The sequence below is a fragment of the Micromonospora sp. NBRC 107095 genome, assembly GCF_030269705.1.
GTDB lineage: Bacteria > Actinomycetota > Actinomycetes > Mycobacteriales > Micromonosporaceae > Micromonospora > Micromonospora parva.
The window spans coordinates 788,686-807,694 of record NZ_BSTU01000002.1; the positions used below are offsets into that span (position 1 = coordinate 788,686).

Below are 19,009 nucleotides of genomic sequence, written 5' to 3' on the forward strand. Positions count from 1 at the left end.
TGTTCTCGCGTCCCACGCCCCGACGGTACCCGAACGCCGGTAACCGCCCGTCAGGCCACCCTTGGCGATCAAGGTTCGGTGACGAGGGTGTTGCGTGGGACCGAATCGGCCTCATAGCGGCTAGTGTTAGGGCAGAACGTTCAAGCCCCCCGGGGAGGTGGGACGTGGCAGCACGTAGCGACGACGCGGACTCGCGCGCCGCACGGTGGGAGAAGGAAGCCCACGATCTCTCCACGCAGGTCGCGTTCCTGCAAGAGGAACTCGCCCTGGTGCGGCGCAAGTTGACCGAAAGCCCCCGACACGTCCGGCAGCTCGAAGAGCGGCTGGCGGCCACCCAGGCGCAGTTGGCGCGGCTGACCGAGAACAACGACCGGCTGGTGAGCACCCTCAAGGAGGCTCGCACGCAGATCGTGACGCTCAAGGAGGAGATCGACCGGCTCGCGCAACCGCCGAGCGGTTACGGAGTCTTCCTGGCCAAGCACGAGGACGGCACGGTGGACGTCTTCACCGGCGGCCGGAAACTACGGGTCGCGGTTTCGCCCTCGCTCGACGTGGGTGACCTGCGCCGCGGCCAGGAGGTCCTGCTCAACGACGCGCTCAACATCGTCGACGCGTTCGGCTACGAGCGGGTCGGCGAGGTGGTGATGCTCAAGGAGATCCTGGAGGGACCGAACGGCGGGCCGGGCGACCGGGCGCTGGTGGTCTCCCACTCCGACGAGGAGCGCATCGTGCACCTCGCCGAGACGCTCATCGGCTCGGCGATCCGGGCCGGCGACTCGCTCATGATCGAGCCCCGCTCGGCGTACGCGTACGAGCGGATCCCCAAGAGCGAGGTCGAGGAGCTGGTCCTGGAGGAGGTGCCCGACGTCGACTACGGCGACATCGGTGGCCTCCAGTCGCAGATCGAGCAGATCCGCGACGCGGTGGAGTTGCCGTTCCTGCACGCGGACCTGTTCCGTGAGCACCAGCTCCGCCCGCCCAAGGGCATCCTGCTCTACGGCCCGCCCGGCTGCGGCAAGACGCTCATCGCCAAGGCGGTGGCCAACTCGCTGGCCAAGAAGATCGCTGAGCGCCAGGGCAAGGAGAAGCACACCAGCTTCTTCCTCAACATCAAGGGTCCCGAGCTGCTCAACAAGTACGTCGGCGAGACCGAGCGGCACATCCGGTTGATCTTCCAGCGGGCCCGGGAGAAGGCCGGCGAGGGCACGCCGGTGATCGTGTTCTTCGACGAGATGGACTCGATCTTCCGGACCCGTGGTTCCGGTGTCTCCTCCGACGTGGAGAACACCATCGTCCCGCAGTTGCTCAGCGAGATCGACGGCGTGGAGGGCCTGGAGAACGTCATCGTCATCGGCGCCTCCAACCGGGAAGACATGATCGACCCGGCGATCCTGCGCCCCGGTCGACTCGACGTCAAGATCAAGATCGAGCGACCGGACGCCGAGGCGGCCAAGGACATCTTCTCCAAGTACATCCTCTCCGGGCTGCCCCTGCACCCGGACGACCTGGCCGAACACGGCACCGACCCCCAGGCCACCGTCGCGGCGATGATCGACGCCGTGGTGCTGCGGATGTACTCCGAAACCGAGGAGAACCGCTTCCTCGAGGTCACCTACGCCAACGGTGACAAGGAAGTCCTCTACTTCAAGGACTTCAACTCCGGCGCGATGATCCAGAACATCGTCGACCGAAGCAAGAAGATGGCCATCAAGGAGTTCCTCACCTCGGGCCGCAAGGGGCTGCGCCTGCAGCACCTGCTCGACGCCTGCGTCGACGAGTTCCGCGAGAACGAGGACCTCCCCAACACCACCAACCCCGACGACTGGGCCCGCATCTCCGGCAAGAAGGGCGAGCGGATCGTCTACATCCGCACGCTCGTCTCCGGCGGCAAGGGCGCCGAGGCCGGCAGGTCCATCGAGACCGCCAGCAACACCGGCCAGTACCTGTAGGACCAGCGTTCAACCGGGGCGACGCGTCGACACGCGTCGCCCCGGTTGCCGTGGGGCACCCCGGCGGCGGACCGCCCGGCGCGTCAGCGCTGACCGTCGGTGAAGATCCACCTGCGGGAGACGAAGAGGTTCAGCACCGCCAGGCCGCCGGTGGTGAGCACCTTCGCGACCAGGTACGGCAGGCCGGCCCAGGTCAGCCCCTGCACGAGGGCGACCGTGAGAGCCAGATTGACCAGCACCAGCAGCAGATACCGCCACGCCTGACCGCCGACGTCGCCGGTCGAGCCGAACGACCAGGCCCGGTTCAGCCCGAAGTTGACCACGAACGCCACGGCGAAGGCGAGCACCGTGGCGAACGGAAGCCACACCCCCAGCACCCCGTGGAACAGGTAGAGCGCACTGGTGTCGGTGATCGCGCTGAGCCCGCCGACGATCAGAAAACGCACCTCGCTGCGGCGTGTCAGGCCTGCGATCGTCGCCGAGGCCGCCGCCCTCATCGCTGACCCTCGGATGCGGACCCGCCATGTGTCGTCACGGTGGAGCACGCTATCGTCTCCCCGTCCCGCGATCGCCCCGAGACCCCCCGAAGGTGTGCAGTGACCGACATGCCGAGTGTCTCCATCCACCCGACAGCCGAGGTGGAGGCCGGGGCCGAGGTCGGAGCCGGGACTCGGATCTGGCACCTGACGCACGTCCGGTCGACCGCGCGCATCGGCGCCGGCTGCACCCTCGGACGCAACGTGTTCGTCGACGCCGGAGTCACCATCGGTGACCGCGTCAAGGTGCAGAACAACGTCTCGGTCTACCACGGTGTCACGCTCGAGGACGAGGTGTTCGTCGGCCCGAGCGCCGTCTTCACCAACGACCTCAACCCGCGCGCGCAGAACCCGGACTGGAAGGTCACGCCGACACTGGTCCGCACGGGGGCCTCCATCGGCGCCAACGCCACGATCGTCTGCGGCACCGAGATCGGGGAGTACGCCCTCGTGGCCGCGGGCGCCGTCGTCACCCGGGACGTGCGGCCGTACCAACTCGTGGCCGGCAACCCGGCCCGGCACCTCGGCTGGGTCAACCGCAACGGCGAGGTGGTCGCCCGCGGCGACGAGCAGTTGCCCGCCGGCGTCCTCGAAGAGCGCTGAACCTCACAGGAGACCCCTCATGTCTATTCCCATCACGTCGGTGGTCATCGGCCCCGAGGAAGAGGCCGCGGTCCTGTCGGTTCTGCGCTCCGGCAGGCTGGCGCAGGGTCCGATGGTCGCCGAGCTGGAGCGGTCCTTCGCGGAGCTGTGCGGTGTGCCGCACGCCGTGGCCGTCAGCAACGGCACCGTCGCCCTGGTCGCCGCTCTCGAAGCGCTCGGTCTGCAGCCCGGCGACGAGGTGATCACCACCCCCTTCAGCTTCGCGGCGACCCTGAACGCGATCCTCGAGTCCGGGGCGACGGTCCGCTTCGCCGACATCCGCGACGACTTCACCATCGACCCGGACTCGGTCAAGGCGCTGGTCAACGAACGGACCAAGGCCATCCTGCCGGTGCACCTCTACGGGCTGCCCGCCGACATGACGGCCCTCACCGCGATCGCCGACACCGCCGGGCTCGCGATCGTCGAGGACGCCGCGCAGGCGCACGGCGCCCGCGTCGGTGACCGGGCGGTTGGCTCGTTCGGCGTCGGCTGCTTCTCGATGTACGCCACGAAGAACCTGCAGTGCGGCGAAGGTGGCCTGATCACCACCTCCGACGACGCCATCGCCGACCGGCTCCGGCTGCTGCGCAACCAGGGCATGCGGGTGCGGTACCAGTACGAGGCGCCGGGCCACAACTGGCGACTGACCGACCTGCAGGCCGCCATCGCCGTGCCGCAGGTCGGCCGGCTGGCGGAGACCACCGCCCGTCGGGCCGAGAACGCCGCGAAGCTGACCGCCGGCCTCGCCGACCTGCCCGGTCTGACCACCCCGTCGGTGCCGGCGGGACGCAGCCACGTCTGGCACCAGTACACGGTGCGGATCGGCGCCGACGCGCCACTGAGCCGCGACGACCTCGGCAAGCGGCTCGACGAGCGGCAGATCGGCTACGGTCTGTACTACCCCCGCCTCATGCACCACTACGACTGCTACGTGGGTCACCCGCAGATCGGCACGGACGACACCCCTCGTGCCCTGCGCGCCGCCGAGGAGGCGCTCTCCCTTCCTGTCCACCAGCACCTGGCCAACGACGACGTCGACCAGGTGATCGAGGCCGTACGAGGTGCGTTCAATGCCTAATTTGGCGATCATCGGCGCGGGCATCATGGGCGCGAACCACGGCCGGGTGGCCCTCTCCACGCCGGACGTCACCGTCACCTCCGTCTGCGACCCCGACCCCCAGCGGGCCGCCACCCTGGCCAAGGCCATCGGCGCGCAGTACACGACCGACCTCGACGAGGCGCTGGCCGGCGTGGACGCCGTCGTCCTGGCGACCCCGAGCGAGACGCACGGCGAGTTGGGCGCACGCATCCTGCGCAGCGGCCGGGACCTGCTCGTCGAGAAGCCGATCGCGACGTCCGTCGCCGACGCGCGGAGCCTCATCGACCTCGCCGAGAAGCACGACCGCGTGCTGATGGTCGGCCACGTCGAGCGCTTCAACCCGGCGGTGACAGAACTCCTGCAACTGGTGGACGATCCACTGTCGTTGGAGATCACCCGGGTCGGCCCGTTCTCCAACCGCGCCCTCGCCGACGTCCTGCTGGACCTGATGATCCACGACGTCGACCTGGCGCGCACGGTGGCCGGCTCGGAGATCGTCGCGCACCGCGCGGCGACCCGGATCGTCCGCTCCGCCGAGCAGGACCTGGCGTTCGCGCTGCTCATGTTCGAAAACGGCATGATCGCCAACATCACCGCGAGCCGGGTCAGCCAGAACAAGATCCGCCGCGTCACCCTCACCCAGCGCAACGACTGCGTCATCGCGGACCTGCTGCGCCAGCAGGTCGAGGTGCACCGCATCGAACACTCCGAGTACCTCTCCGAGGGTGGCGTGCGCTACCGGCAGAGCGGCCGCGTCGAGATCCCCTTCCTGTCCCAGCACGGCGAACCGCTGATGCACGAACTGCGGCACTTCGCCGACTGCGTCGTCAACCGCCGCCGGCCGGTGGTCAGCGGCGAAGACGGCCTGGCCGCCCTCGAGGTGTGCCTGCAGATCCGCGACACCGCGCTGGTCGGCTGAGCATGTACAAGGGTCAGAAGATCGCCGCCGTCGTCCCGGCGTACAACGAGAGCCGGCTGATCGGCAAGACGATCACCACGATGCCCGACTTCGTGGACTTCATCGTCGTCATCAACGACTGCTCCACCGACGACACCTCCGCCCGCGCCCGCGCGGTGGGCGACCCACGGGTCGTCGTCATCGACCACGAGAAGAACACCGGCGTCGGCGGTTCGATCATGGACGGGCACGAGCGGGCCCTCCTCCTGGGCGCCGACATCAACGTCGTGATGGCCGGTGACGCCCAGATGGACCCGGCCTACCTGCCCGCGCTGCTCGACCCGATCTGCGACGACGGCTACGAGTTCACCAAGGCCAACCGCTTCTTCTCCCGCACCTCGTTCGCCGACATGCCGGCCGTACGGATGCTGGGCAGCGTCGCCCTGTCGTTCGCGACGAAGGTCGCCAGCGGCTACTGGAACCTCTTCGACCCGCAGAACGGCTACACCGCGGTCTCCCGGTCAGCCCTGCTGCGACTCAACGTCGCCGCCGTGGCCCGCGGCTACGAGTTCGAGAACGACCTCCTGATCTGGCTCAACATCGCCAACGCCCGAGCCAAGGACGTACCGGTCCCCGCCAGCTACGGCGAGGAGGTGTCGACGATGCGCATCCACAAGGTCGCCCCCCGCATCGCCAGCCTCCTGTTCCGCGGCTTCTGGCGGCGGATGCTGCTCAAACACGTCCTCGCCTCGTTCTCCGCCGTCGCGCTGCTCTTCTTCACCGGCCTGTTCCTCATCCTGTTCGGCTCCGCCTGGGGGATCTGGGTGCTGGCCGAGACGCTCGGCCCACCCGTCGCCACCACCGGCAGCGTCCTGCTCTGCGTCGGGCCGCTCCTGACCGGCATCCACATGCTGATCTCCGCGCTCACCCTCGACATCCAGTCGACGCCAGACTGACCGGTAGCGGGCCCTGATCCGTCCCCACGCCCCCGAAAGGCAGCGCAGAGAACCGCGATGACCGAACAACCTGCGGCCGGCGACGGCGCCGTCGCCGGCACCCGCCGGGTCTGGATCCTGGCCTTCGTCGGCTTCCTGCTGACCATCGGGGCCTGGTCGGTCGCCGCCCCCTACGACGGCACACCGGACGAGCGGGAACACATGATCCGCGCCGCCGGAGTGGCGGCGGGCGAGATCGCCCCGCCGCCCGCCGACGCCAAGAAGGGCTCGGGAGCCTTCCAGGACGTCCCCGCCGGCCTGGTCAGGGAACAGTGCTGGCAGTTCAAGCCCGCCGTCTCCGCCGCCTGCGCGGTCCCACCCGGCAGCGACGACACCCCCGTACGCGCCGGCACCGGCGCCGGTCGCTACCACCCCGTCTACTACGCCCTGGTCGGCTGGCCGCTCGACCTCTGGCCCGGCTGGTCCGGAGTGCTGCTCGCCCGGTTCATCAGCGCCGGCATCGCCGCGGCGCTGCTCGCCAGCGCGTTCGTCGTCGCGGTGACCTGGTCCCGCCGCCGTCTGATGATCGCCGGGCTGCTGGTCGCCGTCACCCCGATGGCCGCCCAGATGGGCAGCGCCGTCAACCCCAACGGCGTGGAGATCGCCGCCGGCGTGGCGTTCTTCGCCGCGACCATACCGCTGTTCCTGGACCGCCGACCCAAACCGCACCACGGGCTCCTCATCCTCGCCGGCATCAGCGGGCTCCTGCTCGCCATGCTGCGGCAGACCGGGCCCCTCTGGCTGGCCGCCGCGTTCGTCGCCTTCGCCTTCCCCTGGCGGCAGAGCAACGTCGGCCGGCTCGTGCGCGAGAAGGCCGTCTGGTGGTGGGTGGGCGGCATCGCCGTCGCAGCCGTCACCGCGGTCGGCTGGGGCGTCGTGATGAAAAGCTCCGACCTCGGCAAGTACGGCGGCCACGTCTACACCTACGGCCAGGCCGCCCTCGCCGAAAGCGACCGGTGGCGCGGCTACCTCGACCAGATGGTCGGCGTGACCTCGTGGCTGGACACCCGGATGCCCGCGCCGATCTACCTGACCTGGCAGTTCGTCGCCGCGACACTACTGATCGGCGCGTTCGTCTTCGGCCGGCTGGTCGACCGATGGCGGCTGCTCGTCCTGATCGTCGCCGGCACCGTGGTGCCGTCCGTGATGCAGGTGGCACTGGTCAAGCAGACCGGGTTCGTCACCCAGGGCCGCTACATGCTGCCGATGCTCGCCGGGGTGATGCTCTTCGCCGCGTACGTCTGGGAGGAACGCGGACTCGACGCCACCCGCAGCCGGACCCTGGTCCGAATCAGCGTCATCCTGCTCCTCCCGATCCACCTCTTCGTCCTGATCCTGACGATGGTGCGATGGCAGGACGGGCTGCCCAAATACCTGACCTTCCGCACCTTCAACCCCTTCGCCGGCGACTGGCACCCCCCGCTCGGGTCGATCACGCCCCTGCTGGCGAGCGTGCTCGGGCTGACACTGCTCGGCGTCCTCGCCTGGCGGGTCTCGATGCGCCCCCTGAACGAGCCCGACGAGCCGGCGTCAGCGATCACCGAGCCGGCCCTGGATCCTCGCTGACCGGCCGACCGGCCGACCACGCCCGGTGCGGGCGTTGCTGTCGGATTCGGACTAGGCTGGAGCGCAGGGCCGATCGAGCGGAAACGCGCCGGCCGGCGGGGGCGTGGACCGGTACGTCAGCGAGCTGAAGCGGGGCGCGGCATGAGCGTACGGCGAATCATGGGCACCGAGGTCGAGTACGGCATCTCCGTGCCCGGACAGGCCGGAGCCAACCCGATGGTCACCTCGTCGCAGGTGGTCAACGCCTACGGGGCCCGCCCGGAACTCAACCGGGGCGGTCGGGCCCGGTGGGACTACGAGGAAGAGTCGCCGCTGCGCGACGCCCGCGGCTTCACCTACTCCGGCGCCGCGTACGACCCCGCCGAGGCCCTCGCCGACGAAGACCTCGGCCTGGCCAACGTGATACTCACCAACGGCGCCCGGCTCTACGTGGACCACGCCCACCCCGAATACTCCACCCCGGAGGTCACCACCCCCCGCGACATCGTGCGCTGGGACAAGGCCGGCGAGCGGGTGATGGCCGAGGCGTCCCGCCGGGCCGCCACCATCCCCGGCACCCAACCGATCCACCTCTACAAGAACAACACCGACAACAAGGGCGCCAGCTACGGCGCCCACGAGAACTACCTGATGCGCCGGCAGACGCCGTTCGCCGACATCGTGGCGTACCTGACGCCGTTCTTCGTCACCCGCCAGATCGTCTGCGGCGCCGGCCGCGTCGGCATCGGCCAGGACGGCGGCCAGAGCGGCTTCCAGATTTCCCAACGTGCCGACTTCTTCGAGGTCGAGGTGGGCCTGGAAACCACCCTCAAGCGGCCGATCATCAACACCCGCGACGAGCCGCACGCCGACGCCGACAAGTACCGCCGGCTGCACGTCATCATCGGCGACGCCAACCTCTCCGAGATCTCCACCTACCTCAAGGTCGGCACCACCGCCCTGATCCTTACCATGATCGAGGAGAAGGCCCTCGGTGCCGACCTCGGCATCGCCGACCCGGTCAGTGAACTGCGCGCCGTCAGCCACGACCCCTCCCTGACGCACCGCATGCGGCTGCGCGACGGCCGCCGGCTCACCGCGCTGGACCTGCAGTGGGCCTACCTGGAACGGGCCCGGTCCTTTGTCGAGGACCGGTACGGCACCGACGCCGACGAGCAGACCGTCGACGTGCTCGACCGCTGGGAGAGCGTCCTGGACCGGCTGGGCCGGGACCCGATGCTCTGCGCCGACGAGTTGGACTGGGTGGCCAAACTGCGGCTGCTGGAGGGCTACCGGGAGCGGGAGAAGCTCGGTTGGGGCTCGCACAAGCTCCAGCTCGTCGACCTGCAGTACTCCGACGTCCGACCGGAGAAGGGGCTCTACCACCGCCTGGTCAGCCGGGGGGCGATGAAGACGCTGCTCACCGACGACGAGACCCGTACCGCGATGACCGAGCCCCCGGAAGACACCCGGGCCTACTTCCGGGGCCGCTGCCTCGCCCAGTACGCCTCCGAGGTGGTCGCCGCGAGCTGGGACTCGGTGATCTTCGACGTGGGCCGGGAGTCGCTCGTCCGGGTGCCGATGATGGAGCCGGAACGGGGCACCCGTGCGCACGTCGGTGCGCTGTTCGACCGCTGCGCCAGCGCCAAGGATCTGCTGGAGACGCTGACCGGGGGCTGATTCCGGATTCGTCCGCCCGTCGTGTGCCGCAAGCCGGCGCGCGGCGGGCTTTTCGTCGCCCGCGCGAGGTAAGTTCATCGCAGACGATCGTGGAGGAGGCAGCAGTGGCCACTCATGACAGCGGCGGCCAGTCGCAGTCCGGCAAGTCCCGTCAGGGCGAGGAAATCGAGGACGTCACCACCGAGGCCAACCCCGAGGTGGCCGAGCGGCACGCCGAGATCACCGAGGACGTCGACGACCTCCTCGACGAGATCGACTCCGTCCTCGAAGAAAACGCGGAGGAATTCGTGAGAGGTTACGTACAAAAAGGAGGTGAGTGAACATATAGGGTAATTCGGACATGGCTCGGATCAATGACGATCGTGATGGGCTCCGCCGCTGCCGAGACTGCGGCGAATGGAAGCCGCTCGATGAGTTCTGTGCGAATTCCAAGCGGCCGGATGGGCGGGGCAGCTATTGCAAGCCCTGCTTCAACGAGCGGTCCAAGGCAAGCTACGCGCGTCGAGTGAAGGCAAAGTTCGACCGTGAGGTGCGCCCTGGCCGGGTCGTGCCGGACGGACACAGATTCTGTCCGGCTTGCGATGCGGTCAAGCCGTTCGACGCCTTTCCCCGCAACCGTGCGGATCCCTCCGGTTACGCGACCTATTGCAAGCCCTGCCACAACGCCAAGACCAGAGACACGAAGGACCGGCTGTACGGCGGCAACCGCGAGTACCACCTGCGGCGGAGGTACGGCGTGGGGGAGAAGGAGTTTCAGGAGCTCCTGGCTGAGCAGGGCGGGGTCTGCGCGATCTGTGGCGGTGCCGACCCGCAACATCTGGACCACGATCATCGCACCGGATGGGTGCGCGGGATACTCTGCTTCAACTGCAACGGTGGTCTTGGCCAGTTCCGTGACAGTCCCATGAGGCTGGCCAGGGCGATCACGTACCTGAGAGGAACCACGTGGCAGCGGGCTTTGATCCATCCGGGCGTCTACCAGATGTGTTCACCAACGCGGGGACGTCCTCCTTCACGACGTTTCTGAGTCGGGTGGCCCCCGAGATGCTGCCCGGTCGGCGACCGCTGCCGCCGGGCATGGCCGCCGACCTGGCGCCGCACGCGACCACCATCGTCGCCATCGCGGCCGCCGAGGGTGTGGTGATGGCGGGCGACCGACGGGCCACCATGGGCAACCTGATCGCCCAGCGTGACATCGAGAAGGTGCACCCGGCCGACGCGTACTCGCTGGTCGGCATCGCGGGCACCGCCGGCATCGGCATCGAGCTGATGCGACTGTTCCAGGTGGAGCTGGAGCACTACGAGAAGATCGAGGGCGCGATGCTCTCGTTGGACGGTAAGGCCAACCGGTTGGCCTCGATGATCCGGGGCAATCTGGGGGCGGCCATGCAGGGGCTGGCCGTGGTGCCGCTCTTCGCCGGGTTCGACCTGGCCGCCGCCGACCCGGCGCGGGCCGGCCGGATCTTCAGCTTCGACGTGACCGGTGGCCCGTACGAGGAGACCGGCTACGACGCGATCGGGTCCGGGTCGTTGTTCGCCAAGTCCGCGTTGAAGAAGCGGTTCCGGGCCGGGTTGTCCGTCGAGGACGCGACGCGGCTGGCGGTCGAGGCGCTCTACGACGCGGCCGATGACGACACCGCGACCGGTGGGCCCGACCTGACCCGGCGGATCTACCCCGTGGTGATGACCGCGACTGCCGAGGGCACCTACCGGCTCACCGACGCCGAGACGGCGACGATCGCCGAGGGCGTGGTCGCCGGCCGGATGGAAAATCCGGGCGGCTAGGTCCACCCCGCCCCCACCCACCTGCCAGCAGTCGTCAGCACAGCGCCGTTAGGAGAACCGCCGCCGTGGCCATGCAGTTCTACGCCTCGCCCGAACAGATCATGCGTGACCGCTCCGAGCTGGCCCGTAAGGGCATCGCTCGCGGGCGCAGCGCCGTGGTCCTGAGTTACTCCGGCGGGGTGCTCTTCGTCGCGGAGAACCTCTCCAGCGCCCTGCACAAGGTCAGTGAGATCTACGACCGGATCGGCTTCGCCGCGGTCGGCCGGTACAACGAGTTCGAGAACCTGCGGCGGGCCGGCGTGCGGATGGCCGACCTGAACGGGCTCAGCTACGACCGCCGGGACGTCACCGGTCGGGCCCTGGCCAACGCGTTCGCGCAGACGCTTGGTGCGATCTTCACCGAGCAGTCGAAGCCGTTCGAGGTGGAGATCTGCGTGGCGGAGGTCGGGGCCACCCCCGCCGATGACGAGTTGTACCGGCTCACCTACGACGGTTCGGTCAATGACGAGCCGGGGCGGATGGCGATGGGTGGTCAGGCTGAGGCCATCACCGGTGTGCTGAAGTCCAACCACCGGCCGGACATGTCGCTCGGTGAGGCGGTGAAGGTCGCGGTGCAGGCGCTGAGCAGCGTCGGTGGGGAGGGCGGCGCCGCTCGGACGATCGCCGCGAACCAGCTCGAGGTGGCGGTGCTGGACCGTCAGCGGGTTGGCCGGACGTTCCGGCGGATCACCGGGGCCGCGCTGACCGCGTTGCTGGACGGGAAGGCGGCACCGCCGGCGGGTGACCTGCCGGACACGCCGAGCGTGCCGACCGGGGAGGCGGGCAAGCCGACCAGCTCGGCGGGCTCCGCGGACCTGGAGGATCGGCCGGGGCAGGCCGACAGCTGATCGTGTGACGAAGAAGCGCCGGGGTCCGTGTGAGCGGGCCCCGGCGCTTCTTCGTGTGGTGGGTCAGCGGCGGGGGAGCAGCGGCCGGGCGAGTGCCCAGTAGCCGGCGGCGACCGCGTTGAAGACGCCCATGCCGGGGGGTGAGTCGACGTTCGACGGGGCGACCCGGGCGGTCATCAGCTCGGCGATCACCCCGTCGGGCACGGTCCGTTCGGCCTGGAGTTGACGGCGGCGGGCACCCACCCAGGACCTGTTGCGCCACAGCCAGCCCCAGCCGCGGGTCTTCTGCCGGGTCCACCCACCGGCGAGCGCGGCGGCGAGCATGGCGGCTTCGGTGAGCAGCAGCATCGGGGCGAGCAGCACCAGGGTGCGGGTCTGGTAGGCGGTGAGCAGGGTGACCAGCCGGTTGCGTTCCACCAGGTAGAGCTTCAGGTCGTTGCGGGAGAACTCGTAGTGGTGGCGCACGACGGCGTCGGGGACGTACTCCAGGCGCAGGCCGCGGTGCCAGAGCCGCAGGCTCAGCTCGGTGTCCTCGTGGTAGGCGAAGTACTCCTCGGCGAAGCCGTCGAGTTCCTGCCAGCGCCGTCGGCTGATCACGAAGCAGCAGCCGCTGAGTGACGGGACAGTGGTGCGGACGGCGTGGGCGGTGGCCGGTTCGCCGTTGCCGCCGGCCCAGGACAGGCCGGTGAAGTGCAGCGGGTTGCCGGAGGTGTTGATCAGTTCGGGGGTGTCGGCGAGCCGGATGGAGGCCATCGCGGCGCCGACGCCGGGTTCGGCGGCGACCGCCACCGTCTTGGCGAGGGCGTCGGGGGCGACGATGGCGTCGGAGTTGACGAAGGCGAGCCAGTCTCCGGTGGCCTCGGCGGCACCGATCCGGCAGCCGCCGGAGTAGCCGGTGTTCTGCTCGGGGCGGACGACCCGTACCTGGGGGAAGCCCTTGACGATGTCGATGCCGTCGCCGGTGCACCCGTTGTCGACGACGACCAGGTCGATGTCGACGTCGGTGCTGGCGAGGATGGCGTTGGCGGCGTCGACCAGGTACGGCTCGGCGCCGTAGGCGAGCATGACCGCGGTCACCTGTGGGCGGGTCATCGGATGCCTCCGGATGCGGCAGGGGCGGCGGCTTCGGCGAGCGGCCGGGTGGGGGTGGTCGGTCGGTGGGTGCCGCCGCGCAGCAGCAGCGCCATGGTGGCGGCCACGATGACGGACCCGATGGTGTACGCCAACTCGACTCGCAGGGTGACCGGGGCGGGGATCAGCGTGACGGCGATCAGGGCGGCGACGCCGGCGGTCCAGGCGAGGGCCTGGGCGCGGTGCCGGTCGAGGGCGAGCAGGGCCTGGCCGAGGACCATGGCCCACAGGTAGGCGAGGGTGGCGGCGGCCAACCAGGCGAAGTCCGCGTGGCCGAGAACGCCGGGCGCGTCGAAGAGCACGCCGACCAGCCATGGGCCGAGCAGCACGGCGCCGAGGGCCCCGGCGAGGCCGAGGGCGGTGACGATGCCGAGTGCCCGGCGCAGCAGACTGTGGAAGCCGGCGTGGTCGCCGGTGGTGGCGGTGGTGGCCAGGCCGGGCAGCAGTGACGCCTGGAGGGAGCCGAAGACGAACAGGGGGATGCGGACCAGCACGAGGGCGCTGAGGAGCGCGCCGGCGGCTGCCGCGTCGGAGGGCGCGAGCAGTTGCACGTTGATCACGCCGATGTTCACCACGACCTGGGAGAGCAGGCTGGAGGCGGTGAGCAGGCCGAGGCCGCGCAGCAGGGTGGCCCAGGCGACCGGCGGGCCGGCGCCGATGGCGCGTAGCACCGGTGGCAGGGTGAGCAGGACGCTGACCAGCGGGGCGGCGACGAGCACGAGCCCGTACCAGACGGGGGAGGTGACCCCGGCCAGCCCGAGCAGGGCGACCATGGTGATGCGCAGGCCGCCGTCGATCCCGAGTTGGGTGCCGTACCAGGGGAACAGTTGCAGGCCGGAGAGGACGCCTCGGGTGGCGTAGGCGACGGCCATCGCGGCGAGTGCGCCGATCAGCACGGTGACCAGGTTGGCGTCGCCGGCGAAGAGCTTGTCGGCGAGCGGCTGGCGGCCGATGGTGGCGGCCGACACCAACACGGCGAGCAGCACGGCGGCGACGGTGACGCCGCGGGCCAGCACCGGCCCCGGGGGCAGCCCCTGGCTGTGCCGGGCGGCGACGATCCGGGCCACTTCCTGTTCGATCGGCATGAACACGCCGATGCCGAGGGTGAACACGATCGACCAGAGCACCGACAGGGCGGAGTAGTCGGCGGTGCTGAGGCTGTGGCCGGCGACCGCGAGGTGCACGTAGGAGGCGAGGCCGAGAAGGCCCAGCCCGGCACCAACAGCGATGGTGCCGGGCGGGATCAGGCGGAGCAGGCGACGGATCACCGGCGAATGAGCGCCAGTGTGAGGACGGCGAACGCACGGCCGAGGTAGATCATCGCCCGGGCGGGGGAGTGGCTGGGTGTGCCGGCCATCCGTTTGCGCATGGCGACGGGCACCTGCCGGATGCGGTATCCGCGGCGGGCGGTGTGGACCAGGGTCTCCACGGTGTCGCCGAGGTATTCGGCCGGGTACCACGTGGCGAACATGTCGATGACCCGCCGGTTGGCGGCGCGGAAGCCGGACGTGGTGTCGGTGAGCTTGGTGTGGGCGACCCGGGACAGCACGGCGGAGAGCATCACCATCGCCCAGCGGCGGGGGCCGCGGACGGTGTAGTCGCCCTCGCCAGCGAAGCGGGCGCCGATGACGAGGTCGTTGTCGTCGAGCAGGTCGACGAGCTTCGGCACGTACCGGGGGTCGTGCTGGCCGTCGGCGTCGATCTGGATGGCGACGTCGTAGTTGTGGTCGCGGGCGTAGCGGTAGCCCAGGCGCATGGCCCCGCCGACGCCGAGGTTGTACGGCAGTTTCGCGACGGTGGCGCCGGCGGCGGTGGCGACGGCGGCGGTGCGGTCGGTGGAGCCGTCGTCGACGACGAGCACGTCGACGCCGGGCAGTTCGCCGCGGACCTCGCCGACGACGTCGGCGATCGAACCGGACTCGTTGAGCGCCGGGATGATGATCAGTGTGCGTTTGCCGTTAACCATCGGTCGACACCAGTTCGTCACGGGCCGCCCGGTCCGCGTCGATCTCTGCGCGGAGCAGGGCGAAGTCCTCGGCCAGGGTGCGGGTCTCTTCTTCGAGTGCGCTGACCTCCCAGCTCAGGTGTACGCACACGAGCAGCAGGAAGACGATGCCGAGGAAGAGCACCAGGCTGACGCCGGAGGCGACGCCGAGGAGTTCGGCGACGTTGTCGAGCAGCCGGGGGAACAGGGACAGCGGGATCACGACGACCAGTACGGCGAGCCAGAGCATGCCGTACTTCTCGCGCAGCTGACGGCGGCGCAGCAGCTCGACGATGGTGCCGAGGAGCAGCAGGCCGGTCAGGCCGGTGACGAGGGTGAGCTTCATGCGACCTTCCACGGGGCGGGTGGAGCGGGGGAGTGGAACGCGTCAACCAGGGCGCTGTGCCAGTCCGGAAGCGGGGGCAGACCCACGGCTGCCCAGCGGCTGTGCCCTAGCACACTGTACGCAGGCCGGGGGGCGGGACGCGGATACCGGTCGCTGGTGGTGGGTCGGATGCGGTCCGGGTCCAGCCCGGCCAGCGTGAACGTGGCGCGGGCCAACCCGTACCAGGTTGTCTGCCCGGTGCAGGTGCCGTGGTAGACGCCGGGCGGCGCGTCGCCGGCCACTGCCGCGTCGGCGAGCGCGACGAGGCGTTCGGCGAGCGCGTAGGACCAGGTGGGCTGGCCGTGTTGGTCGTCGACGACGTCGAGGTGTTCGCGGTGGGCGGCGAGTTGGAGCATGGTGGCCACGAAGTTCGGGCCGTGGGCGCCGTACAGCCAGGCAGTGCGTACAACGTACCCGGTGTCGGGCAGGAGGCGCGCGACGGCCTGTTCGCCGACGAGTTTGCTGCGGCCGTACGCGTTGACCGGCGCGGTGGGCGCGTCCTCCGGGTAGGGGGTGTCCGCGTTGCCGGCGAGGACGTAGTCGGTGGAGACCTGGATCAGTCGGGTTCCGTTGGCGGCGCAGGCCGCGGCCAGGTTGGTCACGGCGCCCCCGTTGACGGCGGTCGCCGCGGCCTCGTCGGCTTCGGCGGCGTCGACGTTGGTCCAGGCCGCCGCGTTGATCACCAGGTCGTGCCCGGCGACGGCGGCGTCCACCGCCGCGCGGTCGGTGACGTTCAGGTCGGCGCGGGTGGCGGCGGTCACCTTGAGGTCGGGTCGTGTCCCCAGCACGGTGACCAGGTCCCGGCCGAGCATCCCGCCCGCGCCGGTGACGAGGATTCGGGTCATGCGGCCGGGGCGGACTTGAGGGGTTCCCACCACGTGCGGTTGTCCTGATACCAGCGGACGGTGTCGGCGAGGCCCTGGTCCAGGGTGATGCTGGGGTGGTAACCGAGCTCTTCGCTGATCTTCGTGATGTCGAGCGAGTACCGGCGGTCGTGGCCCTTGCGGTCGGTGACCGGGACGACCCGGTCCCATCCGGCGTCGCAGGCGTCCAGGAGCAGACCGGTGAGTTCCTTGTTGGTCAGTTCGGTGCCACCGCCGATGTTGTAGACCTCGCCGGCGCGGCCCTTCTGCTGCACGAGGGCGATGCCGCGGCAGTGGTCGTGCACGTGCAGCCAGTCGCGGATGTTGCCGCCGTCGCCGTAGAGGGGGACGGTGCCGCCGTCGAGCAGGTTGGTGACGAACAGCGGGATGACCTTCTCGGGGAACTGGTACGGGCCGTAGTTGTTGGAGCAGCGGGTGACGACCACGTCCATGCCATGGGTGCGGTGGTACGACAGCGCCAGCAGGTCGGAGCCGGCCTTGGACGCCGAGTACGGCGAGTTGGGGGCCAGGGGCCAGGTCTCGGTCCAGGAGCCCTCGTCGATCGAGCCGTAGACCTCGTCGGTGGAGACGTGCACGAATCGTCCGGTGCCGTGGCGCAGCGCCGCGTCGAGCAGCGTCTGGGTGCCCAGCACGTTGGTGGTGACGAACGGCGCGGCACCGGCGATCGAGCGGTCCACGTGCGACTCGGCGGCGAAGTGCACGATCACGTCGTGCCCGGCGACGACCTCGTCGACCACGACCGGGTCGCAGATGTCGCCCTGCACGAACCGCAGTCGCGGGTCGTCGCGGACGGGCGCGAGGTTGGCGAGGTTGCCCGAGTAGGTCAGCTTGTCCAGGACGGTCACGGCGGCCGGCTCGAGCGGCGGCACGCCGTCGGCGCCGCCGAGGGGCTTGCCCAGCAGCAGGCGGACGTACTCCGACCCGATGAATCCGGCTCCGCCGGTGACGAGGATCCTCACGGGTCCGGAAGTATACGCGACAGGTGGCGCTGCGCCCGGTATGCGACCCCCGCACAACCTGTCCGGGTGCGGCTAGGCTTCCCCGGTGCGCGGAATCCTACTTGCCGGCGGCACCGGGTCCCGGCTCTGGCCGATCACCCGGGCGGTCTCGAAGCAGCTGATGCCGGTCTTCGACAAGCCGATGATCTACTACCCGCTCTCCACCCTGGTGATGGCCGGGGTCCGGGAGATCCTGGTGATCACGACTCCGGACGACCAGGACCAGTTCCGTCGCCTGCTCGGCGACGGCAGCCAGTTCGGGCTGCGGCTGGAGTACGCCAGCCAGGAGCGCCCGGAGGGCATCGCGCAGGCGTTCATCCTCGGCGCGGACTTCATCGGCGACGCGTCGGTTGCGTTGGTCCTCGGTGACAACATCTTCCACGGTGTGGGTCTGGGGCGGCAGCTCGCCGACCACGGTGACCTGGTCGGCGGGCGGGTCTTCGCCTATCAGGTGGCCAACCCGCAGGAGTACGGCGTGGTCGACTTCGACGCCGACGGCCGGGTGCTCTCGATCGAGGAGAAGCCGGCCCGGCCGAAGTCCCGGTACGCGGTGCCCGGCCTGTACTTCTACGACAACCGGGTGGTCGACATCGCCCGCAAGCTCACCCCGAGCGCGCGCGGCGAGCTGGAGATCACGGCGGTCAACGAGGCGTACCGGGAGTGGGGCGAGCTGTCGGTGACGGTGCTGGATCGGGGCACCGCCTGGCTGGACACCGGCACGTTCACCTCGATGATGCAGGCCGCCGAGTTCGTCCGGGTGGTCGAGGAACGGCAGGGCCTCAAGATCGGTTGTGTCGAGGAGGTCGCCTGGCGGGCCGGCCTGATCGACGACGCGCAGCTGCGCGCGCTGGCCGAGCCGCTGACCAAGAGCGGCTACGGCGACTACCTGCTCCGGCTGCTCAGTGAGCAGGCCGAGCGCGACGGGGGTTCCTGGTGAAGATCCGGGAGTTGAGCATCGAGGGTGCCTGGGAGATCACCCCCCAGCAGCACGGCGACCCGCGTGGCATGTTCATGGAGTGGTACCGCTTCGACAAGCTCGCCGAGGCGGTGGGGCATCCGCTGCGGCTGGCCCAGGCCAACATGTCGGTGTCCGCGCGTGGCGTGGTGCGCGGCGTGCACTTCGCCGATGTCCCGCCCGGGCAGGCCAAGTACGTGACCTGTGTGCGGGGCGCGGTCCTCGACGTGATCGTGGACCTGCGGGTGGGTTCGCCGACCTTCGGCCGGTGGGAGGGCGTCCGGCTGGACGACACCGACCGTCGGGCGGTCTACCTCAGCGAGGGGTTGGGGCACGGGTTCTGTGCGTTGACCGACGACGCGACGTTGAGCTACCTCTGCTCGGCCACCTACAACCCGACCGGCGAGCACGCGGTGCACCCGCTGGACGAGGAGTTGGGCATCGAGTGGCCGGCGGAGGTTCCGTTGCTGTCCGCGCGCGACGACGCGGCGCCGACCCTCGCCCAGGCCCGCGAGCGGGGTCTGCTCCCGGAGTACGACAGCTGCCGGCGGTTCGTGGCGAGCCTCGGCCCGGACGGAATGTCGCACTCAACCGGTATGTGACAGCGCTCGGGGCACGACCTGTGGTCTGACAGTGACGAACCGGGCCTCCAG

General features: G+C 69.9%; 20 protein-coding genes. 13 read left to right on the top strand and 7 right to left on the bottom strand.

Annotated features, from left to right (window positions below; genetic code table 11):
* The first annotated feature begins 164 nt into the window (after positions 1 to 164).
* Complete coding sequence (gene arc / locus QSK15_RS16035; RefSeq protein WP_030332887.1) at positions 165 to 1,949, top strand: proteasome ATPase; 1,785 nt, start codon at positions 165 to 167, stop codon at positions 1,947 to 1,949.
* A gap of 83 nt (positions 1,950 to 2,032) precedes the next feature.
* Here arc and QSK15_RS16040 read toward each other — a convergent pair whose 3' ends face one another.
* Positions 2,033 to 2,395 carry a GtrA family protein gene (locus tag QSK15_RS16040; RefSeq protein WP_167337305.1) on the bottom strand — a complete coding sequence of 121 codons (363 nt, stop codon included), beginning with the start codon at positions 2,393 to 2,395 and terminating at the stop codon, positions 2,033 to 2,035.
* 159 nt (positions 2,396 to 2,554) lie between these two features.
* On the opposite strand from QSK15_RS16040, the gene QSK15_RS16045 reads away from it, so the two are divergent.
* From QSK15_RS16045 to prcA, 10 genes are all read left to right on the top strand, one after another.
* A complete protein-coding gene (locus tag QSK15_RS16045; RefSeq protein ID WP_285795140.1) occupies positions 2,555 to 3,088 on the top strand; it encodes an acyltransferase in 534 nt (177 codons plus the stop codon).
* Positions 3,089 to 3,107: 19 nt separating this feature from the next.
* Entirely contained in the window at positions 3,108 to 4,208 is a 1,101-nt protein-coding gene (locus QSK15_RS16050) for a DegT/DnrJ/EryC1/StrS family aminotransferase (RefSeq protein ID WP_285794976.1), read from the top strand.
* Positions 4,201 to 5,148 carry a Gfo/Idh/MocA family protein gene (locus tag QSK15_RS16055; RefSeq protein ID WP_081883858.1) on the top strand — a complete coding sequence of 316 codons (948 nt, stop codon included), beginning with the start codon at positions 4,201 to 4,203 and terminating at the stop codon, positions 5,146 to 5,148. The genes QSK15_RS16050 and QSK15_RS16055 overlap by 8 nt, the downstream gene beginning before the upstream one ends.
* A 2-nt stretch (positions 5,149 to 5,150) precedes the next feature.
* Positions 5,151 to 6,083 carry a glycosyltransferase family 2 protein gene (locus QSK15_RS16060; protein WP_285794977.1) on the top strand — a complete coding sequence of 311 codons (933 nt, stop codon included), beginning with the start codon at positions 5,151 to 5,153 and terminating at the stop codon, positions 6,081 to 6,083.
* A 57-nt stretch (positions 6,084 to 6,140) separates the two neighbouring features.
* Positions 6,141 to 7,688, top strand: coding sequence for a DUF2142 domain-containing protein (locus tag QSK15_RS16065; RefSeq protein ID WP_285794978.1), 1,548 nt, complete (start codon positions 6,141 to 6,143; stop codon positions 7,686 to 7,688).
* A gap of 141 nt (positions 7,689 to 7,829) precedes the next feature.
* Entirely contained in the window at positions 7,830 to 9,347 is a 1,518-nt protein-coding gene (gene dop / locus QSK15_RS16070; RefSeq protein ID WP_036411579.1) for a depupylase/deamidase Dop, read from the top strand.
* A gap of 104 nt (positions 9,348 to 9,451) precedes the next feature.
* Entirely contained in the window at positions 9,452 to 9,667 is a 216-nt protein-coding gene (locus tag QSK15_RS16075) for a ubiquitin-like protein Pup (protein WP_088948111.1), read from the top strand.
* A 20-nt stretch (positions 9,668 to 9,687) separates the two neighbouring features.
* The gene (locus QSK15_RS16080; RefSeq protein ID WP_285794979.1) at positions 9,688 to 10,374 is read left to right on the top strand and encodes an endonuclease VII domain-containing protein; all 687 of its coding nucleotides are present in this window, start codon (positions 9,688 to 9,690) and stop codon (positions 10,372 to 10,374) included.
* Positions 10,293 to 11,132: a proteasome subunit beta gene (gene prcB, locus QSK15_RS16085; protein ID WP_030332906.1), complete on the top strand. Its 840-nt coding sequence runs from the start codon at positions 10,293 to 10,295 to the stop codon at positions 11,130 to 11,132. The genes QSK15_RS16080 and prcB overlap by 82 nt, the downstream gene beginning before the upstream one ends.
* A gap of 65 nt (positions 11,133 to 11,197) precedes the next feature.
* On the top strand, positions 11,198 to 12,019 hold the full coding sequence (gene prcA / locus QSK15_RS16090; protein ID WP_285794980.1) for a proteasome subunit alpha: 822 nt from the start codon (positions 11,198 to 11,200) through the stop codon (positions 12,017 to 12,019).
* A gap of 63 nt (positions 12,020 to 12,082) precedes the next feature.
* Here prcA and QSK15_RS16095 read toward each other — a convergent pair whose 3' ends face one another.
* Genes QSK15_RS16095 through rfbB form a run of 6 tightly spaced genes read right to left on the bottom strand, consistent with a single transcriptional unit; the run spans position 12,083 to position 17,362 of the window.
* Complete coding sequence (locus QSK15_RS16095; RefSeq protein ID WP_285794981.1) at positions 12,083 to 13,111, bottom strand: glycosyltransferase family 2 protein; 1,029 nt, start codon at positions 13,109 to 13,111, stop codon at positions 12,083 to 12,085.
* Positions 13,108 to 14,418 carry a polysaccharide biosynthesis protein gene (locus QSK15_RS16100; protein ID WP_285794982.1) on the bottom strand — a complete coding sequence of 437 codons (1,311 nt, stop codon included), beginning with the start codon at positions 14,416 to 14,418 and terminating at the stop codon, positions 13,108 to 13,110. The genes QSK15_RS16095 and QSK15_RS16100 overlap by 4 nt, the downstream gene beginning before the upstream one ends.
* Positions 14,415 to 15,116 (bottom strand): glycosyltransferase family 2 protein, encoded by a 702-nt coding sequence (locus QSK15_RS16105; protein ID WP_030332914.1) that lies wholly within the window; start codon positions 15,114 to 15,116, stop codon positions 14,415 to 14,417. The genes QSK15_RS16100 and QSK15_RS16105 overlap by 4 nt, the downstream gene beginning before the upstream one ends.
* Complete coding sequence (locus tag QSK15_RS16110) at positions 15,109 to 15,480, bottom strand: DUF2304 domain-containing protein (protein ID WP_030332916.1); 372 nt, start codon at positions 15,478 to 15,480, stop codon at positions 15,109 to 15,111. Before QSK15_RS16110 ends, QSK15_RS16105 begins: the two co-directional genes overlap by 8 nt.
* Positions 15,477 to 16,364, bottom strand: a complete 888-nt coding sequence (gene rfbD / locus QSK15_RS16115) for a dTDP-4-dehydrorhamnose reductase (RefSeq protein ID WP_285794983.1) — start codon at positions 16,362 to 16,364, stop codon at positions 15,477 to 15,479. The genes QSK15_RS16110 and rfbD overlap by 4 nt, the downstream gene beginning before the upstream one ends.
* On the bottom strand, positions 16,361 to 17,362 hold the full coding sequence (gene rfbB / locus QSK15_RS16120; RefSeq protein WP_030332920.1) for a dTDP-glucose 4,6-dehydratase: 1,002 nt from the start codon (positions 17,360 to 17,362) through the stop codon (positions 16,361 to 16,363). Before rfbB ends, rfbD begins: the two co-directional genes overlap by 4 nt.
* Positions 17,363 to 17,447: 85 nt before the next feature.
* On the opposite strand from rfbB, the gene rfbA reads away from it, so the two are divergent.
* Positions 17,448 to 18,338 carry a glucose-1-phosphate thymidylyltransferase RfbA gene (gene rfbA, locus QSK15_RS16125; protein WP_285794984.1) on the top strand — a complete coding sequence of 297 codons (891 nt, stop codon included), beginning with the start codon at positions 17,448 to 17,450 and terminating at the stop codon, positions 18,336 to 18,338.
* On the top strand, positions 18,335 to 18,958 hold the full coding sequence (gene rfbC, locus QSK15_RS16130; RefSeq protein ID WP_285794985.1) for a dTDP-4-dehydrorhamnose 3,5-epimerase: 624 nt from the start codon (positions 18,335 to 18,337) through the stop codon (positions 18,956 to 18,958). The genes rfbA and rfbC overlap by 4 nt, the downstream gene beginning before the upstream one ends.
* Positions 18,959 to 19,009: the final 51 nt, after the last annotated feature.